Consider the following 26,371-nt stretch of genomic DNA (forward strand, 5'->3'; position numbering starts at 1 on the left):
AGGTGGCCGCGGGCGGATTGGCAGTGGCGGCATCGCGTGCTGCGGAGCCACCCCGATTCTTGATGCGATCTGCACGCAGCGTCAAATGACTTTCGGCACGCGCGGATGATGCGAGGTCAGTTTTGGCCCCACCTTAACAGGCATCGCCAGGCGGAAAGGGCTCGCCGTGCCGGGTTACTCCGCGCAGCGTGGTCTCGCCCAATCGGCCGAGACTCATAGTTCGATCGGAACGATGGCTCGCAGCGAATCTTCCCTGTGCATGGACATAGCCACTGCTCAAGCACTCATGATTTAGATAGAAATCATCGCTCGATGGCTCGAGGAGCAACGCGTCTCTTCGCCCTACCCGTGCAACAAATTGCTCCTCGGACGCGTAGATCCAGTACCCGGTATCGTCACTGACCAGATAGCCCGAGATGGTGATCAGGTGTCCGTCGTAGTCCGCCTTCCTAGCGACGAGCTCCATGAAGCTGACCGCGCACACGCTCGTGCAATCGTCCAAGACCCCTTCTCGGGACACAGCAGCGTGCTGTGTCCTGTCGTCCACCCGGGAACAACTGCCCAGAAACAGCGTCATAGCGCAGAGTCCGAGCATCGCCCTGCCTGCACAGGTGCGCAGTTGCAGGCGATGACCTGTGCGCTTAGGTCGGAGAAGCCACGACACAGCGGCTACCCTAATTGCGAAGCAAAAACTTTTGCTCTTATGCATCAAAAGTGACCTTCAAGCCGCATTGCGCCAGAGCATTGGCAAACAGACTAGAGATATCGCTACAGGTTCCGCGCTGTATTGATGATGTTGATTCCGTCGAAGCGCGTCGTCGCCGATCCGTGCGACACCGCCGAGACCTGGCTCGGCTGGCCCTTGCCGTCGAAGAACGAGCCGCCGAGACGGAAATCGCGTTCATCGCAGATGGCCGAGCAGGCGTTCCAGAATTCCGGCGTGCGGATCTGGTAGGCCGCGTCCTCGACCATGCCGGCGATTTCGCCGTTCCTGATCTCGTAGTACAGCTGCCCACCGAATTGCGCGTTGTAGCGCTGCTGGTCGATCGAATACGAGCCGCGGCCGTGGATGTAGAGACCGCGTTCGACGCCGGCGATCATCTCCTTGACCGTCAGCGGCGTCCTGCCCGGCGCCAGCGAGACGTTGGGCATGCGCTGGAACTGCACGCTCGACCACGCATCGGCATAACTGCAGCCGTCCGACTCGGTCTTGCCGAGGATGTGGGCCTGGTCGCGCGTGGTCTGGTAGTCGACGAGGATGCCGTCCTTGACCAGATCCCAGCGCTTGCACTGCACGCCTTCGTCGTCGAAACCGACCGCGCCGAGACTGCCCGGCTGGGTCTTGTCGGCGAAGAAATTGACGATGTCGCTGCCCCAGCGGTAGCCCTCATCGCGCTTGTCGAGCGTGGCAAAACTGGTACCGGCGTAGTTGGCCTCGTAGCCGAGTACGCGGTCGAGTTCGAGCGGGTGGCCGACGTTCTCGTGGATGGTCAGGAACAGGTTAGAGGGATCGAGCACGAGGTCATAGCGGCCCGGCTGCACCGACGGCGCCGACAGCTTCTCGCGCGCCTGACGCGCCGCGGCTGCGGCATCGGCGCGCATGTCGTAGGCCTGCCCGTAGGCGATCACGCCGCCCGGCAGTTCGAAGCGCTGCGCGGGATCGGGCGAGAGGTATTCGTAGCCCAGACCCATCGGCGCCGACAGGCCATCACGAGTGCGGAACTTGCCACTGGCCTTGTCGACGGCGGTGACGGTGAACGGCGCCCAGATTCGGTGCACGTCCTGGTCGATGTAGGAACCGTCGGTGCTGGCGAAGTACTTCTGCTCGTTGACCAGAAACAATCGCGAACTCACGAAATCCGCGCCTTCGGCCGTGGCAGCCGCGTTGACGTCCATCAGCAACGCGACCTTTTCTTCCAACGGCACCGCCATGCCGTTGCGGCGCACCGGCGTCGCCCACGACGCCTCACCCACGCCGCGCACCGGGGCCAGCTGCACCGGCTCGGTCTGGATGCGTGCATTGGCCTTGGCGATCGCCAGCGCCTGCCGTGTGGCTTCGGCGATGCCGTCGGGATCGAGCGATCGCGTCGCCGCGAACCCCCACGCACCATTTGCGATCACGCGGATGCCGACGCCGGTCGATTCCTCGTTGACCACGTTCTCCACGCGCGTCTCGCGGGTCATCACGTACTGGCGCAGATAGCGTCCGATGCGCACGTCGCAATAGCTGCCGCCGCCATCGCGCGACGCCTGCAACGCCACATCAGCGAGCCGCTTCTTCAGCGCCGGATCGAGGGCGCTGATGAGGTCTTCGGCTGCGATCGCGCGGCCGATGCCGCCGGGCAACAACAGGCTGCCGAGCCCGATTCCACCGTAGGCCATGAAGTCACGACGCCGCATTCCACTCTCCCCGCGGCGATGGCCGCACACCGTCCGATTCTTCGTGCGCGAGGTGCATGCGTCAAATCAGGCGCCATCCGCATGCGTGCGGAACCACTCCGCACAGGTGCGCAGTTGAACCCGCGTTCCGCCACCATCGGCACATGCAGGGCTGCCGACGCGCCTCTATGCTTGCGCGCTGTCCAACTTCCGGAAATCCGCCGCATGCGTCGTTCCCTGCTCGCTGTCGCCGTGCTCACCGCCGCCCTCGCCGGCTGCAATCGTGAGGCGCCGACCACGCCCGCCACCGCGCAGGACGCGCCCGCTGCCACTGCACCGTCGCAGGCCGACGCTGCGTTCGCCGAACTGTCGAAGCGCTATCTCGACGAAGGCATGAAGTTCTCGCCGATCTCGGCCACGCAGATCGGTGACCACCGCTTCGATTCGGAGGTCGACGATCTCTCCGCGGCCGGCCGCCAGGCGGCGCTCGATTTCAACCGCCGTTACCTGACCGAACTCGAGGCGATCGATTTCGCCCAGCTCTCGCGCGACAACCACGTCGATGCGCTGATCCTGAAGAACACCCTCGAGTACGGCATCTGGGATACCGAGACGCTGCAGAGCTGGGCTTGGGATCCGCAGATGTACAGCGGCCTGGCCGGTGGCGCGATCTACAACCTGATGGCGCGCGAGTTCGCACCGATGCCCGAGCGCCTGAAGTCGGCGACTGCGCGCATGGAGAAGATCCCGGCGATCCTCGCCCAAGCGCGCGCGAACCTCGACCCGGCGCGCGTGCCCGCCACACACGCGCGCACCGTCGCCGCGCAGAACAAGGGCGTGCTGTCGCTGATCGACACCTTCATCACGCCCAACGCCGACCAGCTGCAGGGCGAGGACCGCACGCGTCTCGATGCCGCGGTGGAGACGCTGCGCGCCGCGGTCGACGAACACCAGACCTGGCTCGACGGCACGCTGGTGCCGAACGCCAAGGGCGAGTTCCGCGTCGGCGCCGAGATCTACGACCAGAAGCTCAAGTTCGCGCTCAATTCCTCGCTCAGCCGCCAGGACATCCGTCAGCGCGCCGAAGCCGAACTGGTGCGCATCCGCGACGAGATGTACGTCGTCGCCCAGGCCGTGCTCAAGGATCGCGAAGGCGCACCGGAGACGCCGGCGCAGCCGAGCGAGGACCAGCGCCAGACCGCGATCGAAGCGGCGATGGAAGTCGCCTACGCCGACAAGCCGGGCCGCAATGAAGTCGTCGATTTCGCCAAGCACACGCTGGACGTTGCGACCGAATTCACCCGCCAGCACGATCTGGTGACCGTGCCCGACGATCCGGTGAAGATCATCCTGATGCCGGAATTCCAGCGCGGCGTCGCGGTCGCCTACTGCGATTCGCCCGGCCCGCTCGACAAGGGTCTGGACACCTACTACGCGATCTCGCCGATCCCGGACGACTGGGACGATGGCCAGGTCGATTCGTTCCTGCGCGAATACAACAAGCACATGATCCACGTGCTGACGATCCACGAAGCGATGCCCGGTCATTACCTCGAAGGCGCGCATTCGGTGAACCACCCGTCGACGCTGCGCGCGGTGTTCCGCTCGGGTCCGTTCGCCGAAGGCTGGGCGGTCTACACCGAGCGGATGATGGCCGACGCCGGCTACGCCGACAACGATCCGCTGTTCCGCCTGATGCAGCTGAAGTTCTACGCGCGCGCAGTGGCCAACGCGATCCTCGACCAGGGCATCCACGTCGACAATTGGACCAAGGAACAGGCAATGGACCTGATGGTCCGCCAGACCTTCCAGCAGACCAGCGAAGCCGAAGGCAAGTGGATCCGCGCGCAGCTGTCGTCGACCCAGCTCGCCACGTATTTCGTCGGCGCGCAGGAGCATTTCGACGCACGCAAGGCGGCCGAAGCCAAGGCCGGCGAGGCGTTCAACCTCAAGCAGTACCACGACGACATGCTCGCCCAGGGTGCCCCGCCGGTGCGCTTCGCACGTCAGCTGATGCTGGACGAGGCGATCGAGTAAGCGACTGGTTTTCGATCCGTTGGTTGCAAGGTGACGTCGCCCCGGCGCAGGCCGGGGCCCAGCGACTTTTCGCCTGGAACTCGGTGACACGGACGATCGATGAAATCCGCATTTGCGGCGCCGCAATCAATGCAATCTAGCGCCTGTCCAACGAACTCTAGGACCGTCGCCCCAGCGGACGCTGGGGCCCATTTTGATTTCTCTGCAACGACAGCAAAATCAAAATGGATCCCAGCTTGACCAGACATGCGTCTGTTGAAAGCCGCTGGGATGACGGGGTCGGAAGATTCGCTGACTCTTGAGGGGCAGCAGGAAACTGTCTCGCGCCCTATGCCGTTGTTGGCATGAATGCTTTTCAAGTCGTAAAAGCACCCGCGATATCATCGCCGCATGCCCACACGCGCCTCACTCCGCCACGCCGCCGCGCGCCTGCTCGATCCGCTGTGCAGCATGGGCCTGTGGCTCGGGACGCTGTGCGTCGCGGCGTCGCTGACACCCAGCCTGATTCCGCGCGACGCGCTGCTGCAGGGCGTGCTGTCGGGCATCGCATTCGCGGCTGGCTATGGCATTGGTGTGCTGATGCGCTGGCTGTGGATCTTTCTCGGTCTGCCGCGTCTGCGCGATCTGGCGATTGGGCGTGTCGCGACTGGGCTCGCGGTCGTCGTATGCGCGTTGATGGTGATCGTGTTCCTCGCGCAGGCGTCCGGCTGGCAGAACGACATCCGCGCGCGCATGGGCATGGAGGCGGTCGCGAGTGCACGACCGGTGTTCGTTGGACTGGTGGCAGCCGGCGTCGCACTGGTGCTCCTGCTGCTCGGGCGGTTGTTCGGCGGCGTGGTGTACGTGCTGTCGCAGCGTCTGGGCCGGCATCTGCCGCGGCGCGTGTCGCTGATCATCAGCGTCGCGCTCGCCGGCCTGCTGTTCTGGTCGATCGGCAACGGCGTCGTGTTCGAAGCCGGCCTGCGTGCGCTGGATTCGTCGTACCGGCAACTCGATTCCTTGGTGGATACCGCGCTCGATCCGCCGTCCGATCCATTGAAGACGGGCAGCGAAGTGTCACTGCTCGGGTGGTCCGGCCTCGGTCGCATGGGCCGTGCCGCGGTCGCCGCCGGCCCGACGCAGGCCGAGATCGAAGCGCTGACCGGCCAGCCTGCGCAGGAGCCGTTGCGCATCTACGTCGGCCTCAATTCCGCGCCGGACATCCGGGCGCGCGCGGAACTCGCACTGGCGGAGATGATCCGCGTCGGCGCGTTCGAGCGTTCGACGCTGGTGATCAACACGCCGACCGGCACCGGCTGGCTTGATCCCGCGAGCCAGAAAGCGATGGAGTATCTGCAGCGCGGCGATGTCGCCACGGTCTCGATGCAGTACTCGTATCTCGCCAGTTGGCTGGCGTTGATGGTCGACCCGACCTACGGCGCGGATTCGGCGCGCGCATTGTTCGCCGCCGTGCACGGCCACTGGCGCACGCTACCGCGCGATCAGCGTCCACGCCTGTATCTGCACGGCCTGAGCCTCGGCGCGCTGAACTCCGATCTGTCGGTCGATCTGTTCGACATCATCGGCGAACCGTTCGATGGCGCGCTGTGGGCTGGCCCGCCGTTTCCGAGCCGCACCTGGCGTCACGCCACGCTCGGGCGCGATCCGCAAACACCTGCGTGGCGACCGCGCTACGGGGACGGCTCGGTCGTCCGCTTCATGACCCAGGACGGCGCGCCCGCAGGCGACGCGGCATGGGGCGGCACGCGCATCGTGTATCTGCAGTATCCGAGCGATCCGATCACGTTCTTCGAGGCCGGCTCGGCGTTGCGCCGGCCTGCATGGCTGTCCGGGCCACGCGCCGAGGACGTCTCCGACTCATTGCACTGGTTTCCGCTGGTGACATTCCTGCAGCTCGGCATGGACATGGCGGTCGCGACCTCGACGCCGACCGGATACGGGCATGTGTTCGCGGCGGAGGATTACGTCGATGCATGGATCGCGACGACGGGGGCGGAGTGGGATGCGGATTCGGTGGCCGCGTTGAAGGCGAAACTGGCGGCCGAGGGGTTGTAGGCGTTCCGGTTGCCTGCATGCTTTCGATCGTCGCCCCAGCGCAGGCGGGGGCCATTCTGATTTTCATCCCGAAGACCAGAATCAAAATGGATCCCGGCTTTCGCCGGGATGACGGCGGAATCCGGATCGCCGTCGCCCCAGCGCACGCTGTGGCCCATCTTTGAGTTCCCTTGCTGACGGGTGCTCGATTACCGGCACCGCCCTACCCCCGCGCCGCCTCGAACGCTTCCGGCAACGTCTGCACCTTGCCGCAGTAACTCGGGTCGTACCCCGGCAGCATCCCCAAGTCGCGCCGGAACCCATCACTGCACAGCAACGTCAGCAGTTCGGTCAGACGCCCGGACTCGAGCACGTCGTTGTGGCACAGGAAGAAATAGTGCTCGGTGATCAGCGGGAAGAAATCCAGTCCGTACTTGCGCGCCGGCGGCTCTAGGGCGAAGCCGACATCGGCGAGGCCGCTGGCGACATAGGCCGACACTGCGGCGTGCGTGAGTTCCTCGACGTCGCAGGCGCGGATGCTTTCGAAGGCGATGCCATGGCGCGCGAGCATCGCTTCGAGCAGCAGGCGCGTGCCCGAGCCGGGCTGGCGGTGGATCATGCGGATGTCGGGTCGTTCGAGATCCTGCAGCGTCTCGATGCCGCGCGGATTGCCCGGCGCGAGGACCAGGCCCTGCCGGCGCATGGCCAGATGGATCACTCGGTCGGCGTCAAGGTCGAGGCGGTCGCGGTAGTGCGCGAACAGCGCCGGTTCCAGCTCGCCGATCGGCAGATGCAGACCGGCGATATCGCAGGCACCGCTGCGCAGTGCGACCAGCGCATCGTCCGGACTGCGGTATTTGAGATCCAGCGCAAGATCGGCCTCGGCCATCGTGCGCCGCAGCGTTTCCACGCCGAAGCCGTGTGAGGCATGGATGCGCAGCGGCGTGGCGTGCGCGCTGACGGCGCGCTCGAGCTCGGCCTCGAGCTCCGTGGCCAGGCTGTCGAGCATCGGCGACAGACGCGCGGCAATGCGGTTGTCGGCCCAGACCAGGCGCTCGCCGATCGGGGTCAGCCGCGCGCCGCGGCCGCGGGTCATGCGTAGCAGCGGCTGGCCGAAGACTTCGCGCGCGTCCTGCAGTTGACCCCATGCGTAGCGGTAGGACAGCCCGACCTTGCGCGCCGCAGCCGCTAGCGAACCAGTCCCGCGGACCGCGATCAGCAGTTCGACCAGGTGCGAGGGCAGCTTGGCCCCGGCCGCGCTTTCCAGTTCCCAGCGTGGCTGGATGCGGACCTTGTACATGCGTCTCTCCCCGAAGCCTGCTGCAGCGCAGCGCGCATCGGCCGCAGGTTTAATATGTTATTGAAAGCCGGATGTTCGACCATTGGAGCTGGCGATACAAGCCGTGCAGCGGTACCGTTGCGGCGATTTGTCGCAGCCAATATGTATCCAAGAACATACGTGCGCGGCAAGGTCAGAAATCGGCACATCGACCCGGGGAGGATTCATGGCCACCAGTTCCGCAACGACACATCCCGCCAGCAGCGCCCGCGAAGGCAGCCTGCTCTCGAAAGAACGCATCATCGCCAAGCCCGGTTTCAACCGCTGGCTGGTCCCGCCCGCGGCGCTGGCGATCCATCTGTGCATCGGCATGGCCTACGGCTTCAGCGTGTTCTGGCTGCCGCTGTCGAAGGCGGTCGGCATCGATGCCGCCATCGCCTGCGGCGCCGACATGGGCTTCTTCGCCCGCATCACCTCGGCCAGCTGCGACTGGAACATCAGCGAGCTGCAGTGGATGTACACGCTGTTCTTCGTGTTGCTGGGTTGCTCGGCGGCGATCTGGGGCGGCTGGCTGGAACGTGTAGGCCCGCGCAAGGCCGGCTTCGTCGCCGCGCTGTGCTGGTGCGGCGGCCTGCTGATCTCCGCGCTCGGCGTGCATCTGCACCAGATCTGGATGCTGTGGCTGGGTTCGGGCGTGATCGGCGGTATCGGTCTGGGCCTGGGCTACATCTCGCCGGTGTCGACGCTGATCAAGTGGTTCCCGGACCGCCGCGGCATGGCGACCGGCATGGCGATCATGGGCTTCGGCGGCGGTGCGCTGATCGGCAGCCCGCTGGCCGACATGCTGATGCGCCACTTCGCGACCCCGACCTCGGTCGGCGTGAAGGAAACCTTCCTGGTGATGGCCGCGGCCTACTTCGTCTTCATGATGGCCGGCGCGTTCGGCTATCGCGTGCCGCCGACCGGCTGGAAGCCGAAGGGCTGGACGCCGCCGCCGGCGAAGGACAACGCGATGATTACCCAGGGCCACGTGCACGTGAAGCGCGTCTGGGGCATCCCGCAGTTCTGGCTCGTCTGGGGTGTGCTGTGCCTCAACGTGTCGGCCGGTATCGGCGTGCTGGGTCTGGCCTCGCCGATGCTGCAGGAGATGTTCGGTGGCCGTCTGATCGGTCTGGATGTCGGCTTCGGTGATCTGAGCACCGAGCAGCTGTCGGCCATCGCCGCGATCGCCGCGGGCTTCGTCGGCATGCTGAGCCTGGCCAACATCATCGGCCGGTTCTTCTGGGCCTCGATGTCGGACAAGTTCGGCCGCAAGGTCACCTACTCGATCTTCTTCGTGCTCGGCATCGCGCTGTACGCATCGGCGCCGACGCTCGGCAATGCGGGTTCGATCGCACTGTTCGTCGCGGCCTTCTGCGTGATCCTGTCGATGTATGGCGGCGGCTTCGCCACCGTGCCGGCGTATCTCGCCGACCTGTTCGGCACCCAGCACGTCGGCGCGATCCACGGCCGCCTGCTGACCGCATGGGCGACCGCCGGCATCCTCGGCCCGCTGGTGATCGGCTACATGCGCGAGCATCAGCTGAGCCTCGGCATGCCGCCGTCGCAGGTCTACAACACCACGATGTACATCCTCGCCGGCATGCTGGTCCTGGGCTTGATCTGCAACCTGCTGGTGCGCCCGGTCAATCCGAAGTACTTCATGTCGCCGGAAGAACTGGCGCACGAGAAGCAGCTGGCGCACGAGAAGGTCGATGCCAGCGGCAAGTCGCTGATCTCGCAGGACGAAATGGATCGCATCGGCGCGGGTGGCAACCCGGCACTGGTCGCGTTCTGCTGGGCCGCAGTCGGCATTCCGCTCGCCTTCGGCATCTGGAAAACGCTGGAAAAAGCCCTGGTGCTGTTCGCCTGAGGCCTGGCCAAGGACCGGCGGCCGCTCACGCGGTCGCCGGTACCCTCCCGACATGACACGTTCCCCCGACACAGATCTTCTTCAGAGCGACACGACGGCCGGCGCGGTGCGCCGTCCGGTCGAACGCTGGCGCGACGGCGCGGTGCGTCAGGTCAACGACCACGTGGCCGAAGAAGTGCCGGTGGCCTTCGTCTACAACGACGTGCCGTTCGCAGTGATGATGGCAACGCCTGCCGATCTCGAAGATTTCGCGCGCGGTTTCGCGATCAGCGAAGGCATCGTCGATGCGCCGGGCGATGTGGCCATCGAAGGCATCCAGCATTTCATCGAAGGCATCGAGATCCGCCTGCGGATTCCCGACGCGCGCGCCGAAGCCCTGGCCCTGCGTCGCCGCAGCATGAGCGGACGCAGTGGCTGCGGCGTCTGCGGCAGCGAACTGCTCGAAGCGGCGTTGCGCTATCCGCCGCCGGTCACGACCGATGTGCGCGTGTCACCCGAATCTCTCAGTCGCGCCTTGCGTGCGTTGCGAGAGGCGCAATCCATCGCCGCGCTCACCGGCGCCACGCATGCGGCTGGCTGGGCGTCGCTCGACGGCACGCTGCACCTCGCACGGGAGGATGTCGGTCGCCACAACGCGCTCGACAAGCTGATTGGCGCGCTGCACGCAACCGACTTCGATCCCGGCGACGGCTTTCTCGTCGTCACCAGCCGCGCCAGCTACGAAATGGCGATGAAGGCCGCGAGCGTCGGCATCGCACTGATGGCGGCCATTTCCGCGCCCACGGCCTTGGCGATTTCCCTGGCCGAGCGCGCCCATCTCACCCTGATCGGTTTCGCCCGCGACGACGGGCATGCCGTGTACACCCACGCGCAGCGGCTGCTGCCTCCCCCGGCGCCATCGCCGGCCGTCGCGCGCACAGGCAGGAGCCTTGCCCCATGAGCAACGACACGATCCGCAAATACGACGGTCCCGCCGGTGGCTGGGGCGCGCTCAAGAGTGTGGCCAAGCATCTGACCGAACAGAAGATCGCGGTCAGCGGCGCGAAGACCCTGCTCAAGGCCAACCAGCCCGACGGCTTCGACTGCCCCGGCTGTGCGTGGCCCGACCGCGACCACACCTCGACCTTCGAGTTCTGCGAAAACGGCGCCAAGGCCGTTGCCGCCGAGGCGACGAAGTTCCGCGCTGGTCCCGAGCTGTTCGCGAAATACACGGTCACGCAGCTCGCCGAATACAGCGATTACTGGCTCGAACAGCAGGGCCGCCTGACCACGCCGATGCGCTACGACGCCGCGACCGATCACTACGTGCCGGTGAGCTGGGACGAAGCACTGGACCTCGTCGCGACACACCTCAACGCCCTGCCCTCGCCCGACAACGCGATCTTCTACACGTCGGGGCGCACGTCCAACGAGGCTGCATTCCTCTACCAGCTGTTCGTGCGCGAATACGGCACCAACAATTTCCCCGACTGCTCGAACATGTGTCACGAGTCGTCCGGCACCGCGCTGAAGAAGCAGATCGGCGTCGGCAAGGGCACGGTGTCGTTACACGATTTCGAGCACGCCGACGGCATCTTCATCTTCGGACAGAACCCCGGCACCAACCATCCGCGCATGCTCGGCGAACTACGCGAGGCCGCCAAGCGCGGCGCGAAGATCGTCTCGTTCAATCCGCTGCGCGAGCGCGGCCTGGAACGCTTCGCCGATCCGCAGGACAAGCTGGAGATGGCGACGTACAGCTCGACGAAGATTTCGTCGGACTATTTCCAGCTCAAGATCGGCGGCGACCTCGCAGCCGTGAAGGGCATGATCAAGCACGTGCTGGAACGCGACATCGAGGTCACCGGCAACGGTGGCGCCACGCTGCTCGACCAGGCGTTCATCGCCGAGCACACCACCGGCTTCGAGGACTTCGTAGCGGACGTGCTGGCCGAGCCGTGGGACGTGATCATCGAGGAATCCGGCCTCGACGAGGCGCAGATCCGCCGCGCCGGCGAGCTGTATCTCTCATGCAAGCGCGTCATCGCGTGCTGGGGCATGGGCATCACCCAGCACAAGCATTCGGTCGCGACCATCAATGTGCTGATGAACCTGCTGCTGCTGCGCGGCAATATCGGCCGCGAAGGTGCAGGCCCCTGCCCGGTGCGCGGGCACAGCAACGTGCAGGGCGACCGCACGATGATGATCTACGAGAAGCCGCCGGTCGCGTTTCTCGACCGCATCCGCGACGTGTTCGGATTCGAACCGCCGCGCGAGGAGGGCTTCGATACCGTGGGCGCGATCGAAGCCATGATCGACGGCCGCGGCCAGGTGTTCTTCGGCATGGGCGGCAACTTCGCCATCGCCACGCCGGATTCGGACGCGACCGCGCGCGGCCTGCGCAGCTGCGCACTGACCGCACACGTCACCACCAAGCTCAACCGCAGTCATCTGATCCACGGCAAGGATGCGCTGATCCTGCCGTGCCTGGGCCGCACCGAGATCGACATCCAGGCCGCCGGCCCACAGGGCGTGACCGTCGAGGATTCGATGAGCATGGTGCACCTGTCATCGGGCATCAATCCGCCGGCGTCGGACACGCTGCTGTCGGAACCGGCGATCGTCGCGCGCCTGGCGCATGCCACGCTCGGCACGCGCTCGAAGATCGACTGGCTGGGCGTGGTCGAGGATTACGACCGTATTCGCGACCTGATCGCGATGACGTTCGAGGACTTCCAGGACTTCAACAGCCGCGTGCGTGTGCCCGGCGGTTTCCGCCTGTCGAACACGGCGCGCGATCGCAAGTGGGCGAATCCGGCCGGCAAGGCGGTGTTCTTCGCCTGCCCGGTGCCGACCGACAATCCGATCCACCGCGCGCGTCGCATGCACGGCACGCAACCGGTGTTCACGCTGGCGACCACGCGCTCGCACGACCAGTACAACACCACGATCTACGGCCTCGACGACCGCTACCGCGGCGTGTTCGGCGAGCGTCGCGTGCTGTTCGCGAACGCGGACGATATCGCCGCGCTGGACATGAAAGCCGGCGACTGGGTGGATCTGGAAAGCCTGTGCGAGGACAACGTGCGCCGACAGGCGCTGCGCTTCCTGCTGGTGGAATACAACATCCCGCGCGGGTGTCTGGCGGCGTACTACCCGGAAACCAATCCACTCGTCCCGCTGTCGAGCTTCGCCGACGAATCACGCACGCCCACCTCGAAGTCGGTGCCGGTGATCGTGACCCCGCACGTCGCCGACGTCGGCGCGCACATGCCGCGCCAGCGCGACATCCCCGCCGCCGTTGTCCGCTGACGAAGCCCTGCTGCAGGCGCTGCTGACCGAACTGGCGGCAGCGCCGGACGGCATGTCGCTGCCGCGACTGAGCAAACGCCTGCGCATCCGCATGAGCGTGCTGTTGCGGACCCTCTCCTACCTGGGCGATGCGCGCATTGGCGACGCGCAGGGACCGGGATGGGTGCGCACGGTCGAAGACGGCGGGCGGACACTCGCGCAGTTGACTGATTCCGGTCGCGCGGTCGCGGCGTCACTGCTGGAACCAGGCGACAGCGCGCACGTTTGAGCAGGTTCGGCTTCGACGCCGCTTGACCGCATCGCGCCAACCACTTCCGCGCACGTTGTCCACATCGCATGTGGATGGTCTGATGACAAAGGTGTGGATAAGCATCGCCAGCCCGCTGCGCAGGCGGCCCGGTTTCAGGCGGTCAAATTTTCACCACCGCGCCGATGCTGACTGATCGTCCCGCTTGATCCGCGCATTCGGATGTGCAGGCGGCTGCCGAGCGACGCGATGCGCGCGGTTGGTCATGCCTGCGCATAGCCCCGTGCGATGTCTCCTGCGGTGTGCCGTCCCAGGTCATCTCGAACCAACGACGCATCACGGCCCCGGCCTCCAGTCGCAGCGGCGCAAGATTGAATGCATCCGGCGGACCACTCTGCGGTTCGATGCAGGTCGCATGGGAGGGCTCGTCGAAGACCACCCAGTGGTCGCAGTCCGATCGCAACGACAGGCGTTGTCCATTGCGATGGATCACGGCGCCGTCGGCGCCGACGAAACAGTCGTCCCACGGCGGCGCTGCCGGCTGCAGGAGCGGCAGCGTCGCAAGGCCTTGGCCATCGCGTGGATACATGCGCGTCGGTGCGAACTCGACACCCTCGGGCTTGCGGAACCAGGGATGCCAGCCGATCACGACCGGCATCGCGTGGTCGTCTGCTTGCAGGCACAGGGTCAATCGCAGGCAACGCGGCATGACCCGGATGGTCTGGCGCGCGACGCCCCCGAAAGGCCAGCGCGCGTCGCGTGGCAGCTGCAACGACAGGGCGATGCAGTCCGCCGTATGCAGGTCCACCTGCCATGGCAGCGCGAAACCGACACCGTGGATCGCATGGGAACCGAGATTCGGCGCCAGCTGGTGGTCCTGACCATCGAAGCGGAACCGACCGTGTCGCACACGCCCCGCCCACGGCAGCATCGGATAGCAGCCCCAGGCGATCGTGGCGGGATGGCCCTCGTCGGGGCCGATCAGCTGCGGACGGCCGGCCTGCACGATCTGCGCGATGCGGCCGCCAGCCACCGGGGCCACACTGACCTGCAGCGCGCCGCATTCGATGTGCAGCAGTGGCTCCGGTGCGAGCGGCGCCTGCGCGGCGTCCGGAGGCTCATCCGCCATAGGGATCAATCGTACGGATCCGCCCGTCGGCATCATGGTGCAGTTCGGTGACCTTGGCCGTGCGCAGATGGGTCACGCCGCCGGACATCAGGGCGTCGTGGTAGTACAGCCACCAGCGGCCCTCGAACGCGACGATCGAGTGATGCGTGGTCCAGCCGACCACCGGCTTCAGGATCACGCCCTGATAGGTGAACGGTCCATACGGACTGACGCCCACGGCGTAGCACAGCAGATGCGTGTTGCCGGTGGAATACGAGAGGTAGTAACGCCCCGCGTGCTTGTGCACCCACGGGCCTTCGAAGAAGCGACGGTCATGGTCGTCGGCGCGCAAGGGGTGCCCGTCCGCGTCGAGCACCACGACCTCGCGCGTCGGCTCATCGAGTTCGAGCATGTCGTCGCGCAACCGTCCCACCCGTGCGCCCAGCGCGGGCGCATCGCCGAGCGGTTCCTCGTGCGCGGCATCGTGCACGTTGTCGCGGTACTTCTGCAGCTGCCCACCCCAGATGCCACCGAAGTAGAGGTAATGCGTGCCGTCGTCGTCGGCGTAGACCGCAGGGTCGATCGAATACGTGCCGGCGATCGCTTCGGGCTGGGCAGTGAACGGGCCTTCCGGCCGGTCGCCGACCGCGACACCGATGCGGAACACGTTGTCGGCATCCTTGGCCGGGAAGTAGAAGTAATAGCGCCCATTGCGAGACGCGGCATCGGGCGCCCACATCTGCCGCTTCGCCCAGGGCACGTCGCGGACATGCAGCGCGAGGCCGCAGTCCACCGCCTCGCCCTCGGGCGAGTCCATGCGCAGCACGTGGTAATCCACCATGCCGAAATGCCCGCCCTCGTCGTCGAACGGCATGCCTGCATCGATGTCGTGCGAGGGATAGATGTAGAGCCGCCCGTCGAACACGTGCGCCGACGGATCGGCGGTGTAGAGGTGCGTGACCAGCGGTTGCGAGATCGCCTTGCCGGCCAGCGTGTCCAGCTCGGCCGACAGCGCGGCATCGCCTTGCGTCTCCGTCGGGGGCGGCACGGAATGCGCGCTCATGCGCCCACCTCCGCCTGCAGACGGCGCTCGGCAAGTTCGCGCTCCAGGCGTGATTCCATGGCCTTGTCGATGCGGTAGAAGAACAGCAGCACCACCGCCAGCAGGAACGGCGTCGAGCACACCAGGCTGATCGCCACCCGGATGCCGTCGACGACCTGGGCCGACTGCGCACCACCGCCGGTCACGTAGCCGTAGTGCGCGAGGATGCCGGCCACCAGCGCGCCGCCGACGCTCAGGCCGACCTTCAGACCGCACAGCATCGCCGAGAAGATGATCGCGGTCGCGCGCCGGCGGTTCTTCCATTCCGAGTAATCGGCGACGTCGGCGATCATCGCCCACAGCAGCGGAATGGTGATGCCGTAGAAGAAGCCATGCAGGATCTGCGAGCCGAACACCAGCCAGATCGCGTCCGGCGGATACAGGTAGAACGCGAGTACGAACAGCGTGGACACGAACAGTGCGCCACCGAACACGTCGCGCTTGCCGAAGCGGTCGGCCAGCGGCCGCGACAGGCCGATGCCGAGGATCATGAAGACGATGCCGCCTGCGTTGAACAGACTGAAGGCCGAGGTGGGCGCGTCTTCCGGCCACTGGAAGCCGGCCAGGCCGGCGCCGGTCAACGTGGCATTGAGGCCGGCAATGAACCCGTCGAAGCCGGTGCCCTGGAGAAACGCGGCCAGCGCCGCGCCATCCAGGTAGTACTGGAAGTAGTAGATCGTCATGCCGCCCTTCAGCGCCAGGGTGACGAAGACCAGCACCGTGAGCGCGAGCATGATCAGCCACGGCCGGTTGCGCGACAGGTCGGTCAGGTCCTGCATCACGCCCGAAGACTGCGTCTGCGTGGGGACGATGCGCTCGCGCGTGGTGAAGAAGGTGATCAGGAAGAACACCGTGCCGACGATGGCGAAGATCGTCATCACCTGTTCGAAGCCACGTACCCGGTCACCGTCGCCGAGAATCAGCACCATCGGCAACAGCAGCACCTGGATCACGAACTGCGCAACCATCACCGCGACGAAGCGGTACGAGGACAGGCTGTTGCGCTGGTCCATGTTGCCGGTGAGCACGCCGCTGAGCGCTGCGTACGGCAGATTGTTCGCGCCGTACACCAGCACCAGCAGGGTGTAGGTGACCAGCGCATAGACGACCTTGCCGCGCTCACCGAAATCCGGCGTGCTGAAGGCAAGCAGCGACAACACGCCGAACGGCACCGCCGTCCACAGGATCCACGGCCGGAACTTGCCCCAGCGCGTGCGGGTGCGATCGGCCAGCAGGCCGATGATCGGCGTGAACACGAAGGCGCCGAGCAGGCCGACGACGACGATGATCGTCGCTGCGGTGGCTGCGGGCAACGCGTAGACGTCGGTGTAGAAGAACGCCAGGTACGTGACCAGCGTCTGGAAGATCAGGTTGGCGGCAAGATCACCGAGGCTGTAGCCCAGTTTCTCGCGGACGGACAGGACTTCGGTGGATCGTGAGGCGGGGACGGCGTTCATTGCGGAGGGGCACCCGTGGGAGGGCGGCGGCCGCGGAGGCGGACGCAGCGGGACGCACGTGGCGACCGGTGATCCGGCCGAGCTGCCCATGCCGCTGCGGCGTGGGCGGGCCCGGCGACGTTATCCGGACGCCGATGTTTAGAACACGGTCCACCCCGGCGTCGGAGCGCCGGGACAGACCGTGGGGAGAAAACCGCGTCGGCATTCGGGGTCAGAACGTGCCCCGGATACCGATGCTGTAGGTGCGGCCGGGATCGTACAGATCGTTGACGGCGTTCGAGTACCAGAAGTTCGAGCGCCGCTGTTCGCCGGTGATGTTGAGCACGTTGAAGGTGATCTGCGGCTTCGACGGCAGGTTGGCCAGGGTGTAGCCAGCCGACAGGTCCAACTGCCCGCGGTCCTCGCCGAAGATCTGCGCGTTCGGAATGCCCTGCTGGTTCGGGCCCGTGCCTGCTGCGCCCTCCTGCCAGGTGTAGGACAGCCGCAGCGACGCCACGCGGTTCTCCCAGTACGCGGTCGCGTTCCACATCGACGGCGCCACACCGTAGACGTTGCCGGCAAGCGCACCGGCGTCACGACCGGTCGTGGTGATGTCGAGCTTGGTGTAGTTGGCCATGAAACCCAGGCCCTCGAACACGAAGCTCAGCGGCTGTACCCAGATCGCTTCCCAGCCGCGTACGTTGAGCGCAGCGTCGGCATTGATCTGCTGGTTGACGTTGACCGTCGCCGTGCCCGGGCCACCGCGATCGTTGATCGCCTGCTGCTGGGTATCGGTGAGGTCATCGAACGGAATGCCGAGCGACAGGAACGGACGCGTGGTCACACCCTGGAAGGTGTAGCCCTCGACGCGCTTGTTGAACAGCGTGAGCCCGACGAAGCCTTCGTCACCGGTGTACCACTCACCGCCGAGATCGAAGTTGGTCGAAATGTAGGGGGTGAGCTCCGGATTGCCCTGACTGGCAACCTGCGCCGACTGATCGGTGAAGGTGGTGGCCGGCAGCATCGAACTCGGGTTGGGCCGGGTCAGCGTGCGTGACCCCGACATGCGCAGCACGACGCGGTCGGCGACATCCCAGGCCGCGCTGAAGGACGGCAGCCATTCGCTGTATTCGCCAGCCAGCGTCTGGTACTGGCGCACGCCGCCGATCGTCACCGGACCGGCGATGTCCTGGTCCGTGCTGACCCAGCGCATGCCCGCGTTGAAGCGGAGGTTGCGATCCCAGATCTCACTCTGGCCATTGAACTCGATATAGGCGGCTGTGGTGTCCTCGGAGAAGCCGCCTGTCGAGCCCCCGGTATTGGGGCCGGCGGATTCCGGCGCCGAATCGCGCAGGCGCGCGTAATCGGTGGCCTGGCGGAAGCGGTCCCAATCCACTGTGACGAAGCCTGCCGGTCCGGGCAGCAGATAGTCCGGCAGCGCCGAATTCGGGACCGCGGCCCCGGGGCCGCCGGCGCAGGCGGGACGTGGATCGGGCACGCTGCCATCCGGGTTCAGGCCGCGGCAGACGATGTCCTCCCACGCGCTGCTGTTGTCGAATCCGCGGATGGTGCGCTGGTTGCGGTCCCAGGCAACGCCGACGCGGACGTTGCGCGAGTCCTCGCCGAGCTGCAGATCGGCACGCAGGCCGCGGGTTTCGGTCACGCGCTTTTCGTTCTGCACGTTGACGCGGCCGCCACCCGTCCAGCGCCAACCGAGATTGGGATCGTTGAGATCGAGATCGGTGTCCCAGCCCGGCACGCTGCCGTCTTTGGTGTACTGCAATGTGGTGAACGGCGAATTGATCAGGACCGTCGGCGACTCGCGACGCATCCAGCTGCGGCTGAGGTTGGCTTCGACATCGAGCTTGATGTCGTCGGTGAACCAGAACGTGCCGCCCGGCGCCACCTGCCAGTACTGCACCTCCTCCTGGTAGGGGCGGTACTCGAGGAAGAACTGCGCGTTGGTGAACGTGGCACTGGTGACGACGTTGTTCGGGTCGAGCTGCATGTCCAACGGGATCATCTGCCCGTTGCGTCCGATCAGGTTGATGTCGATACGCTCGTTGGTTCGCTCGGCCGTGGTGTACAGCGCATCCAGCCAGAAGTTCAGGCGATCGCTCGGCCGCCATTCCAGTGATGCGATCACCGCGTCGCGGTCGCGATCGCCCGACATGTGCACGGGACGGCCGAGACGCGGGATCAGCGCTTCACCGATCTGCGCCGTCGTCAGCCCCGGATTGTTGGCGAGCAACCACGCGGCGTCGATCGGCTGGCCGGGCGTCAGGCCCGCGGCGATCGTCGACGGGTTGTCGGGAACGACATCGGGAATGCGCCAGCCGTTGCCGCCCGTGGTGTTGCAGGGCTGACCCAGCGCGGGAAACCCGCCTGCAGCGCCGCCGTTACCGCATTGCGCGTTGGTCAGGTTGGGATTGGTCCAGCCGATGGTCTCGTACCCTTCGACGCCGATCTTGCCGCGCGATGACGTCACGCCGACGAGCGTTCCGAAGGTGCCTTCGTCGTTGGTCCAGCTGAAGATCGACGAGCCACGCGGACTGAACGATTCGCTCATGTCGTTGTAATCGGCCTGCAGCTGATACGACACGTGCGTACCCGGACGATCGAACGGACGCGCACTGCGCATGTCGACCACGCCGGCCGCGCCGCCTTCGGGCAGGCTGGCCTGCGGCGATTTGTACACCGTGACCTGGCTGAAGAATTCGGTGGGGAAGATGTTGAGGTCGACCTCGCGGTTCTGGTTGGTCGCATCCAGACCGATCGACGCCGTGGCGACCGATGCGCCGTTGATCAGGGTCTTGGTGAAGCTGCTGCCCAGCCCGCGGATCGCGATGTTGAGGCCTTCGCCGTTGACGTCCCGATTCAACTGGATGCCCGGGATGCGGGTCAGCGATTCGGCGATGTTGGTATCCGGAAACTTGCCCAGATCCTCGGCGAAGATCGAATCGGTGAAGCCGGTGGAATCCCGCTTGGCCTCCGTGGCGAACTGCAGGCTCTGGCGGTAGCCGGTGACGGAGACCGTATCGAGCTGCGTGACTGCTTCGGATTCCGCGGCCTGCGGCGACGTCGCCGATGGTGCGGGCGGTGGCTCCGGCTGCTGGCTCTGCGCCAGCGTGGATGTGCTTGTCATTCCCAACAGCGCCAGACTCAACGCACGCGACAGCGCCGTTCTTGTAATTTGGATTTGCACCGTACTCCCCTCCCGTTTCTGGTGACGACTGCCCGGTCGCGAGGACGCGCCTGCAGTGTGGCTAGATTGTGTGGACAACCCCGACGTCGCAGGCCAACGAGCGCCGCTGTCTGACGTGATTTTTAAGGTAGCGCTATCATTCAGTGCACGCACGCTGCGTAGCAGCATGGCTTCCAACGTCGCGCATCCGGCGCTTCAAAACAGGCTTTTATCTGCAGAATAATGCGATGACCGGAGCGTCCATATGCAGTTTTGTGCGCTGCAAGAGGCGTCCACTTTGACGCTGTGATAATGATAGCGCTATCACTCTTGAGGCGCGCAGCGTCGGTGGACGGGGATGGCGGCGGCAGTCACGTGCACGACGGGGAATGCATCGCGATGAGCAGGATCGTCGACGGCGCCGTTACCGCAGTGGCCTCGCCGCACGGCGTCGTCAGCCGCTATCGCTGGGTCATCTGCGCGCTTCTGTTTTTCGCCACCACCATCAACTACGTCGATCGCGCCGTGCTTGGCGTGCTGGCGCCGACGCTCGTCGCCGACTTCGGTTGGAGCGAGCGCGACTACGGCGTCATCAGCGCATCGTTCACGCTCGCCTATGCGATCGGTTTTCTGTTCGCCGGGTGGTTCATCGACCGCGTCGGCACACGACTCGGTTATGGCGTGTACCTGACCGTTTGGTCGATCGCCGCGGCGCTGCACGCGCTGGTGAATTCGGTGGCCGGTTTCAGCATGATGCGGTTCGCGCTCGGCCTCGGTGAATCCGGCAATTTTCCTGCAGCGGTCAAGACCGTCGCCGAGTGGTTTCCGAAACGCGAGCGCGCCTTCGCCACCGGCGTCTTCAATGCCGGCTCCAACATCGGCGCGATCGTCGCGCCGCTCGTGGTGCCGTGGCTGGCACTGACCTGGGGATGGCGCACGGCGTTCGTGGCGACCGGTCTGGTGGGACTGGTCTGGTTGGCATTCTGGCTGCCGATGTACCGGCGGCCCGCCGAACACACCAAGGTGTCGCCGGCGGAACTGGCGCTGATCGACAGCGATCCGCCCGAGCCACCGGTCCGCGTCTCGTGGCTGCAGTTGCTGCGTTTCCGCCAGACCTGGGCGTTCACCGCCGGCAAGTTCCTCAGCGATTCCGTGTGGTGGTTCTACCTGTTCTGGTTTCCGATGTTCCTGGCCGACCGCTTCGGCGTCGACCTGCGCACGATCGGCCTGCCAATGGTCACGGTGTTCCTGCTGGCCGATGTCGGCTCGGTCAGCGGAGGCTGGTTTAGTTCGTTCCTGATGCAGCGCGGCTGGACCGCGAATGCCGCGCGCAAGACCGCGATGCTGCTGTGCGCGCTGTGCATCCTGCCGGTGGTGTTCGCGCCCCATGTCGAGGGGCAGTGGGTCGCCGTGTGGCTGATCGGCCTGGCAGCCGCTGCGCATCAGGGCTTCTCGGCCAACCTGTTCACGCTGACCTCGGACATGTTCCCGCGCGCCGCGGTGGCCTCCGTCGTCGGGATCGGCGGATTTGCCGGTGCGATGGGCGGTTTCTTCATGAATCTCGGGGCCGGCTGGCTGCGCCAGACCACAGGCAGCTACGCGGCACTGTTCCTGATGGCCGGCGGCGCCTATCTCGCCGCACTGTTGGTGATCCATCTGCTCGCGCCGCGACTCGAGCCGGCGCAGCTCGACCGTGCGGCGTGATGCAATCGGCATTACGCAGCGCGCTGCGTGCACGGGCCGCGGCCGGCATCGCGCAGGCTGCTGTCGGGCTCGCGAGCGTGCGCTCCGCACATGTCACGCCACGCGTCCGGCGCCGACGGCTGCATGACCCCGCAGACGCGGATCCACGCGCGGGATCGGCGGTACTCGATGTTTCGATCCAGGGAGAGAGATTGATGAAGAAGACCCGTCCGTTCCTGCTGGCCGCGCTGGCGCTGGCACTGACCGCCTGCGGCGACCGCAGCGTCGACACGCCTGTCGCGGCGGCGGCGAGCCCGCCCCCTTCGACCGCTCTCGCCGATGGACTCGAAAAATTCCTCGGCAGCGCGCATTCGCCGCTGCAGGACGCGGACTTTCTGGCGTACTGGAACAAGGTCACGCCCGAGAATGCCGGCAAGTGGGGCGAAGTCGAAGGCCAGCGTGACCTGATGGTCTGGGACCGGCTGGACGCCGCCTATCGGTTGGCAAAGGACAACGGCCTGCCGTTCCAGATGCACGTCATGGTGTGGGGCAATCAGCAGCCGGAATGGATCCGTCACCTGCCACCGGACGAACAACGCGCCGAGATCGAGGAATGGTTCGCGGCGGTCGCCGGTCGTTATCCCGACATCGACATCGTCGAGGTCGTCAACGAACCCCTGCACGATCCGCCGACGCAGGACGACGCGGACGGCGGCAATTACGCGCAGGCACTGGGCGGCGCCGGCGAGAGCGGCTGGGACTGGGTGCTCGCCTCTTTCCGGCTGGCGCGCACGCACTTCCCGCGCGCGCGTCTGATGCTCAACGACTACAGCATCACCAACACGCCCGACGACGCGAAGCGCTACCACGCGATCGTCCAGTTGCTGCAGGCCGAACACCTCATCGACGTGATCGGTGTGCAGGGCCACGCGTTCTCGACCACGACCGAGACCCCGATGTCGGTACACCGCGACAGCCTCGACCTGCTGGCCTCGACCGGCCTGCCGATCCACGTGACCGAACTCGACGTCGACGGCCCGACCGACGCGGTACAGCTCGACGCCATGCAGCGGATCTTCCCCACGTTCTGGGAACACCCGGCGGTCGAGGGCGTGACACTGTGGGGCTTCCGGCCGGGCGTGTGGCGCACCGAACAGCGCGCCTACCTGATCGATCGGGAAGGCCGCGAACGTCCGGCGCTGCAGTGGTTGCGCCGCTATGTCCGCGGCGAGGTGGTCGCCCCCTCCCCGGCGACCGGCGACACGGCGTCAGGTGCTGTAGCCGGAGCCCCGGAATGAGTGCGCGCGTCCGGATGGGGGTGGTGGCGATTGCCCTCGCCTGCCTGCTGCCCACGGCATCGGTATCAGCCTCGGCCCCGCCATCCGTGGACTGCGCCGCCCCGGCCACGGTCTGCGACACCGCCGCCGCCGGCAGCCTGGCGTTGATCGAAGCCGGCATGCCGCTCGCCGTACGCCTCGACGACGACGCATCTTCCGTCGTCGTCTACGCAGCGCGCGCCCTGCGCGAGGACCTCGCGGCCGTGTCCGGCACGCAGGGCGACACACCGACGCCACGCACCGCGATCATCGCCGGCACCCTCGGCGACAGCGCCGTGATCGATCGCCTGGTGGCCGAGCACGGCATCGACACCACCGGTGTCGCCGGCACCTGGGAGGCCTATCTGCTGCAGGTGGTCGAATCGCCCGAACCCGGCATCGATCGCGCACTGCTGGTCGTCGGCGCCGACCGGCGCGGCACGGCCTTCGGCCTTTACGAACTGTCGCGCCGCATCGGCGTCTCTCCATGGACCTGGTGGGCCGACGTCGCGCCGGCGCGGCAGACCGCGCTGTACATCGCGCCCGGCCGCTTCGTCGATGCACCGGCCGTGCGCTACCGCGGGCTCTTCATTAACGACGAGGATCCCGCGCTCGGTGGCTGGATGCAGGCCACCTACGGCGGGCCCAACCACCAGTTCTACGAACGGGTGTTCCAGCTGATCCTGCGCCACAAGGGCAATTACCTGTGGCCGGCGATGTGGGGCCGCGCCTTCGCCGACGACGATCCGGAAAACGCCGCGCTGGCCGACGCGATGGGCGTGGTGGTCGGCACCAGTCACCACGAGCCGATGATGCGCGCGCATGTCGAATGGTCGCGCTACGGCGAAGGACCATGGGACTACACGCGAAACCGCGACCGACTGCAGACGTTCTGGCGCGATGGCATCCGCCGCATGGGTGACCACGAAAGCGTGGTGACGCTGGGCATGCGCGGCGACGGCGACGAGCCGATGGCCGAAGGCACCGCGATCGACCTGCTCGAGGGCATCGTCACCGACCAGCGCCGCATCCTAGCCGAGGAAACCGGCAAGCCTGCGGCGGAGACGCCGCAGGTCTGGGCGCTCTACAAGGAGGTGCAGGATTATCTCGACGCCGGCATGCAGGTGCCCGACGACGTGACCCTGCTGTTCGCCGACGACAACTGGGGCAACATCCGCCGCCTGCCGAATTCGGACGCGACGCGCGCCGGTGGCTATGGCGTCTACTACCACTTCGATTACGTCGGCGGCCCGCGCAACTACAAGTGGATCAACACCACGCAGATCGAGCGCGTGTGGGAACAGATGCGCCTGGCGCATGCACAGGGCGCGGACCGGCTGTGGGTGGTCAACGTCGGCGACATCAAGCCGATGGAGTTTCCCATCAGCTTTTTCCTCGACTATGCCTGGGCACCGGATGCGTATCCCGTCGATGCGCTGACGGCCTATCCGCAGGCATTCGCGGCCGAACAGTTCGGCGATGCGTACGCGGCGGAGATCGGCGACATCCTCACCCGCTACACGCAGTACAACGCGCGCCGCAAACCCGAACTGCAGTCGCCGGATACCTGGAGCCTGGTGAATTTCGGCGAGGCCGACCGCGTGCTGGCGCAGTGGGATGCCCTGGTCGAACACACGCAACGCATCGGCGCGGCACTGGGTGATGCGCATCGCGACGCGTATTACCAGCTCGTGGAATACCCGGTGCTGGCCAGCGCGAATCTCGCGCACCTGTACGTAGCCGTCGCCCGCAACCGGCAGTACGCCGCCCAGGGACGCGCCACCGCGAACACCTGGGCCGACGAGGCCGAACGCCGCTTCGCCCGCGACGCCGAACTCGCGCGCGTCTATGAGCAGGACATCGCCGGCGGCAAGTGGATCCACATGATGTCGCAGCCACGCATCGGCTACACCCACTGGCAGCAACCGGAACGCAACGTGCTGCCGGCGCTGACGCGGGTGGACGTCCGCGAGCGCGGCACGATGGGCGTCGAAGTCGAGGGCGATGCACGCGGCTGGCCGCTGCCGACCACGTCGGCCCGCGTACCGCCGCTCGATGCCGATGGCGCACGCACGCGCGATCTCATGGTCTTCAACCGTGGGCGTGCGCCCTTCACCTTCACCGCGCAGGCCTCGCAGCACTGGCTGCGGGTGACGCCGGCATCGGGCGAAGTCGACATCGAAACGCCAGTGCGCATCGAGGTCGACTGGGACGCGGTGCCCGACGGCGATCATGTCGCCGAGGTCGACCTGCTTGGCAGCGACCGCACCGAGGTGCGCGTGGTGGTGCCCATTTCGAAGCCGGTATCACGGACGCCGGTCGTCGGCCACGTCGAAAGCGAAGGCTACATCGCGATCGAGGCCGCGCATCACGCCCGCGCGGTCGCGCCCGACGGTCTGGGCTGGGAAACGATTCCGAACCTGGGTCGCACGCTCTCATCCGTGACGTCGGTACCGGTGACCGCGGCCGCAACACCGGCCGATGCGTCCGGTGCGTGGCTCGAATATCCGGTGCACCTGCACGCGGCTGGCGAGGTCGAGGTCCGCGTCGTGCTGTCACCGACGCTCGACTACGCACACCGCGGCGGCCTGCGCTATGCCGTGTCGTTCGACGACATGCCGCCGCAAACCGTCACGATGCAGCTCGATCCCACGCCCGGCCACGCGCAGTTCCAGGCCTGGGAGCGCGCGGTCAGCGACAGCGTCCACGTCGCGACCTCGCGCCACCGGGTCGAAGCCGGCGCGCACACGCTGAAGCTGTGGCGGATCGACCCGGGCGTGGTGGTGCAGCGCATCGAGATCGTGAGGGACGGCGTGCGACCGAGTTATCTCGGGCCGCCGGAGAGTGTGCGGCGGTGATGTCGGCGTTGACGTTTCTGGCTGATCCCGATCGGGCTCCAGAGATGGCCGGACTTTCGGTTGTGGCGTCTGCTCCGGCTCCTGTCCTTGCTGCTGCTCCGGTTCTTGCTGCTGCTCCTGTTCTTGCTCCTGCTTTGGCAGTTGCCTTCGCTCTTGATTTCGAATCGAGCCGTAAAGCAAGCCGAGCACCGGAGCCTGGTGCGGCCGTAGAGGCGCCCATGTCTGAGCGCAGCGAGTTTGGGCGACGTGCCGCGTCAGGCGAGGCGCGCAGGGGACCGAAGCGGCTCCATCGCATCGGCTTGCGTCCGGCGAAGGGACCTTTTGGTTCCTTTTGGGTCCATCCAAAAGGGACTCGCACGCGCAGCGGGCGAAAGCCCTGCACTTGGCTTCGCTTCTCCGCTTTGGCGTTGGATTTCGATGCGCCGCCGGACGAAGTGCTCGCAAGGCGAAGATCAAGTACAGGGCTTCCGCGCTGTCGCGCGGCTTACTTTTGTCTTGGCAAAAG

16 protein-coding genes are annotated in these 26,371 nt (G+C 66.3%); 10 read left to right on the forward strand and 6 right to left on the reverse strand.

Translation table 11 applies throughout. The features are described from left to right. Positions 1-768: 768 nt before the first annotated feature. Positions 769-2,400 carry a TldD/PmbA family protein gene (locus ACZ9YD_RS00660; RefSeq protein ID WP_465073205.1) on the reverse strand — a complete coding sequence of 544 codons (1,632 nt, stop codon included), beginning with the start codon at positions 2,398-2,400 and terminating at the stop codon, positions 769-771. A 204-nt stretch (positions 2,401-2,604) separates the two neighbouring features. Here ACZ9YD_RS00660 and ACZ9YD_RS00665 point away from each other — a divergent pair, with 204 nt between their 5' ends. The 3 genes from ACZ9YD_RS00665 (at position 2,605) to ACZ9YD_RS00675 (ending at position 6,635) form a co-directional block, all read left to right on the forward strand. Continuing rightward, entirely contained in the window at positions 2,605-4,416 is a 1,812-nt protein-coding gene (locus ACZ9YD_RS00665) for a DUF885 domain-containing protein (RefSeq protein WP_465073206.1), read from the forward strand. A gap of 390 nt (positions 4,417-4,806) precedes the next feature. Further along, positions 4,807-6,471: an alpha/beta hydrolase gene (locus ACZ9YD_RS00670; protein ID WP_465073207.1), complete on the forward strand. Its 1,665-nt coding sequence runs from the start codon at positions 4,807-4,809 to the stop codon at positions 6,469-6,471. Positions 6,472-6,488: 17 nt separating this feature from the next. Beyond that, positions 6,489-6,635: a hypothetical protein gene (locus ACZ9YD_RS00675; protein WP_465073208.1), complete on the forward strand. Its 147-nt coding sequence runs from the start codon at positions 6,489-6,491 to the stop codon at positions 6,633-6,635. A gap of 38 nt (positions 6,636-6,673) precedes the next feature. Here the strand turns inward: ACZ9YD_RS00675 and ACZ9YD_RS00680 are convergent, their stop codons facing one another. Beyond that, the gene (locus tag ACZ9YD_RS00680) at positions 6,674-7,750 is read right to left on the reverse strand and encodes a substrate-binding domain-containing protein (protein WP_465073209.1); all 1,077 of its coding nucleotides are present in this window, start codon (positions 7,748-7,750) and stop codon (positions 6,674-6,676) included. Positions 7,751-7,955: 205 nt separating this feature from the next. Here ACZ9YD_RS00680 and ACZ9YD_RS00685 point away from each other — a divergent pair, with 205 nt between their 5' ends. The 4 genes from ACZ9YD_RS00685 to ACZ9YD_RS00700 are packed head-to-tail and all read left to right on the forward strand — an operon-like array spanning position 7,956 to position 13,200. Next, positions 7,956-9,641, forward strand: coding sequence for an OFA family MFS transporter (locus ACZ9YD_RS00685; RefSeq protein ID WP_465073210.1), 1,686 nt, complete (start codon positions 7,956-7,958; stop codon positions 9,639-9,641). Positions 9,642-9,693: 52 nt separating this feature from the next. Continuing rightward, complete coding sequence (fdhD, locus tag ACZ9YD_RS00690) at positions 9,694-10,581, forward strand: formate dehydrogenase accessory sulfurtransferase FdhD (protein ID WP_465073211.1); 888 nt, start codon at positions 9,694-9,696, stop codon at positions 10,579-10,581. Next, positions 10,578-12,932, forward strand: a complete 2,355-nt coding sequence (locus ACZ9YD_RS00695; protein WP_465073212.1) for an FdhF/YdeP family oxidoreductase — start codon at positions 10,578-10,580, stop codon at positions 12,930-12,932. The genes fdhD and ACZ9YD_RS00695 overlap by 4 nt, the downstream gene beginning before the upstream one ends. Further along, complete coding sequence (locus tag ACZ9YD_RS00700; RefSeq protein WP_465073214.1) at positions 12,922-13,200, forward strand: hypothetical protein; 279 nt, start codon at positions 12,922-12,924, stop codon at positions 13,198-13,200. The genes ACZ9YD_RS00695 and ACZ9YD_RS00700 overlap by 11 nt, the downstream gene beginning before the upstream one ends. Before the next feature lie 142 nt (positions 13,201-13,342). Here ACZ9YD_RS00700 and ACZ9YD_RS00705 read toward each other — a convergent pair whose 3' ends face one another. The 4 genes from ACZ9YD_RS00705 to ACZ9YD_RS00720 all read right to left on the reverse strand — a co-directional run bounded on the left by ACZ9YD_RS00705 (position 13,343) and on the right by ACZ9YD_RS00720 (position 20,030). Continuing rightward, on the reverse strand, positions 13,343-14,308 hold the full coding sequence (locus ACZ9YD_RS00705; RefSeq protein ID WP_465073215.1) for an aldose epimerase family protein: 966 nt from the start codon (positions 14,306-14,308) through the stop codon (positions 13,343-13,345). Next, positions 14,298-15,350 (reverse strand): glycoside hydrolase family 43 protein, encoded by a 1,053-nt coding sequence (locus ACZ9YD_RS00710; RefSeq protein WP_465073216.1) that lies wholly within the window; start codon positions 15,348-15,350, stop codon positions 14,298-14,300. Before ACZ9YD_RS00710 ends, ACZ9YD_RS00705 begins: the two co-directional genes overlap by 11 nt. Then, positions 15,347-16,846, reverse strand: a complete 1,500-nt coding sequence (locus ACZ9YD_RS00715) for an MFS transporter (RefSeq protein ID WP_465073217.1) — start codon at positions 16,844-16,846, stop codon at positions 15,347-15,349. Before ACZ9YD_RS00715 ends, ACZ9YD_RS00710 begins: the two co-directional genes overlap by 4 nt. 211 nt (positions 16,847-17,057) lie before the next feature. Beyond that, the gene (locus ACZ9YD_RS00720; protein WP_465073218.1) at positions 17,058-20,030 is read right to left on the reverse strand and encodes a TonB-dependent receptor; all 2,973 of its coding nucleotides are present in this window, start codon (positions 20,028-20,030) and stop codon (positions 17,058-17,060) included. A 378-nt stretch (positions 20,031-20,408) separates the two neighbouring features. Between ACZ9YD_RS00720 and ACZ9YD_RS00725 the strand changes: the two genes are divergently transcribed. From ACZ9YD_RS00725 to ACZ9YD_RS00735, 3 genes are all read left to right on the forward strand, one after another. Continuing rightward, complete coding sequence (locus tag ACZ9YD_RS00725) at positions 20,409-21,713, forward strand: MFS transporter (RefSeq protein ID WP_465073219.1); 1,305 nt, start codon at positions 20,409-20,411, stop codon at positions 21,711-21,713. Positions 21,714-21,907: 194 nt separating this feature from the next. Continuing rightward, entirely contained in the window at positions 21,908-22,990 is a 1,083-nt protein-coding gene (locus tag ACZ9YD_RS00730; protein ID WP_465073220.1) for an endo-1,4-beta-xylanase, read from the forward strand. Then, entirely contained in the window at positions 22,987-25,866 is a 2,880-nt protein-coding gene (locus ACZ9YD_RS00735) for a glycosyl hydrolase 115 family protein (protein ID WP_465073222.1), read from the forward strand. The genes ACZ9YD_RS00730 and ACZ9YD_RS00735 overlap by 4 nt, the downstream gene beginning before the upstream one ends. The last annotated feature ends 505 nt before the right edge of the window (positions 25,867-26,371 follow it).

The sequence above is a fragment of the Luteimonas sp. AC640a genome (assembly GCF_979256585.1).

What these genes read in the sequence shown, in the direction of transcription:
- ACZ9YD_RS00660 (WP_465073205.1), bottom strand. Translation starts at nt 2,400, where the DNA reads ATGCGGCGTCGTGACTTCATGGCCTACGGTGGAATCGGGCTCGGCAGC.
- ACZ9YD_RS00665 (WP_465073206.1), top strand. Translation starts at nt 2,605, where the DNA reads ATGCGTCGTTCCCTGCTCGCTGTCGCCGTGCTCACCGCCGCCCTCGCC.
- ACZ9YD_RS00670 (WP_465073207.1), top strand. Translation starts at nt 4,807, where the DNA reads ATGCCCACACGCGCCTCACTCCGCCACGCCGCCGCGCGCCTGCTCGAT.
- ACZ9YD_RS00675 (WP_465073208.1), top strand. Translation starts at nt 6,489, where the DNA reads ATGCTTTCGATCGTCGCCCCAGCGCAGGCGGGGGCCATTCTGATTTTC.
- ACZ9YD_RS00680 (WP_465073209.1), bottom strand. Translation starts at nt 7,750, where the DNA reads ATGTACAAGGTCCGCATCCAGCCACGCTGGGAACTGGAAAGCGCGGCC.
- ACZ9YD_RS00685 (WP_465073210.1), top strand. Translation starts at nt 7,956, where the DNA reads ATGGCCACCAGTTCCGCAACGACACATCCCGCCAGCAGCGCCCGCGAA.
- fdhD (WP_465073211.1), top strand. Translation starts at nt 9,694, where the DNA reads ATGACACGTTCCCCCGACACAGATCTTCTTCAGAGCGACACGACGGCC.
- ACZ9YD_RS00695 (WP_465073212.1), top strand. Translation starts at nt 10,578, where the DNA reads ATGAGCAACGACACGATCCGCAAATACGACGGTCCCGCCGGTGGCTGG.
- ACZ9YD_RS00705 (WP_465073215.1), bottom strand. Translation starts at nt 14,308, where the DNA reads ATGGCGGATGAGCCTCCGGACGCCGCGCAGGCGCCGCTCGCACCGGAG.
- ACZ9YD_RS00710 (WP_465073216.1), bottom strand. Translation starts at nt 15,350, where the DNA reads ATGAGCGCGCATTCCGTGCCGCCCCCGACGGAGACGCAAGGCGATGCC.
- ACZ9YD_RS00715 (WP_465073217.1), bottom strand. Translation starts at nt 16,846, where the DNA reads ATGAACGCCGTCCCCGCCTCACGATCCACCGAAGTCCTGTCCGTCCGC.
- ACZ9YD_RS00725 (WP_465073219.1), top strand. Translation starts at nt 20,409, where the DNA reads ATGAGCAGGATCGTCGACGGCGCCGTTACCGCAGTGGCCTCGCCGCAC.
- ACZ9YD_RS00730 (WP_465073220.1), top strand. Translation starts at nt 21,908, where the DNA reads ATGAAGAAGACCCGTCCGTTCCTGCTGGCCGCGCTGGCGCTGGCACTG.
- ACZ9YD_RS00735 (WP_465073222.1), top strand. Translation starts at nt 22,987, where the DNA reads ATGAGTGCGCGCGTCCGGATGGGGGTGGTGGCGATTGCCCTCGCCTGC.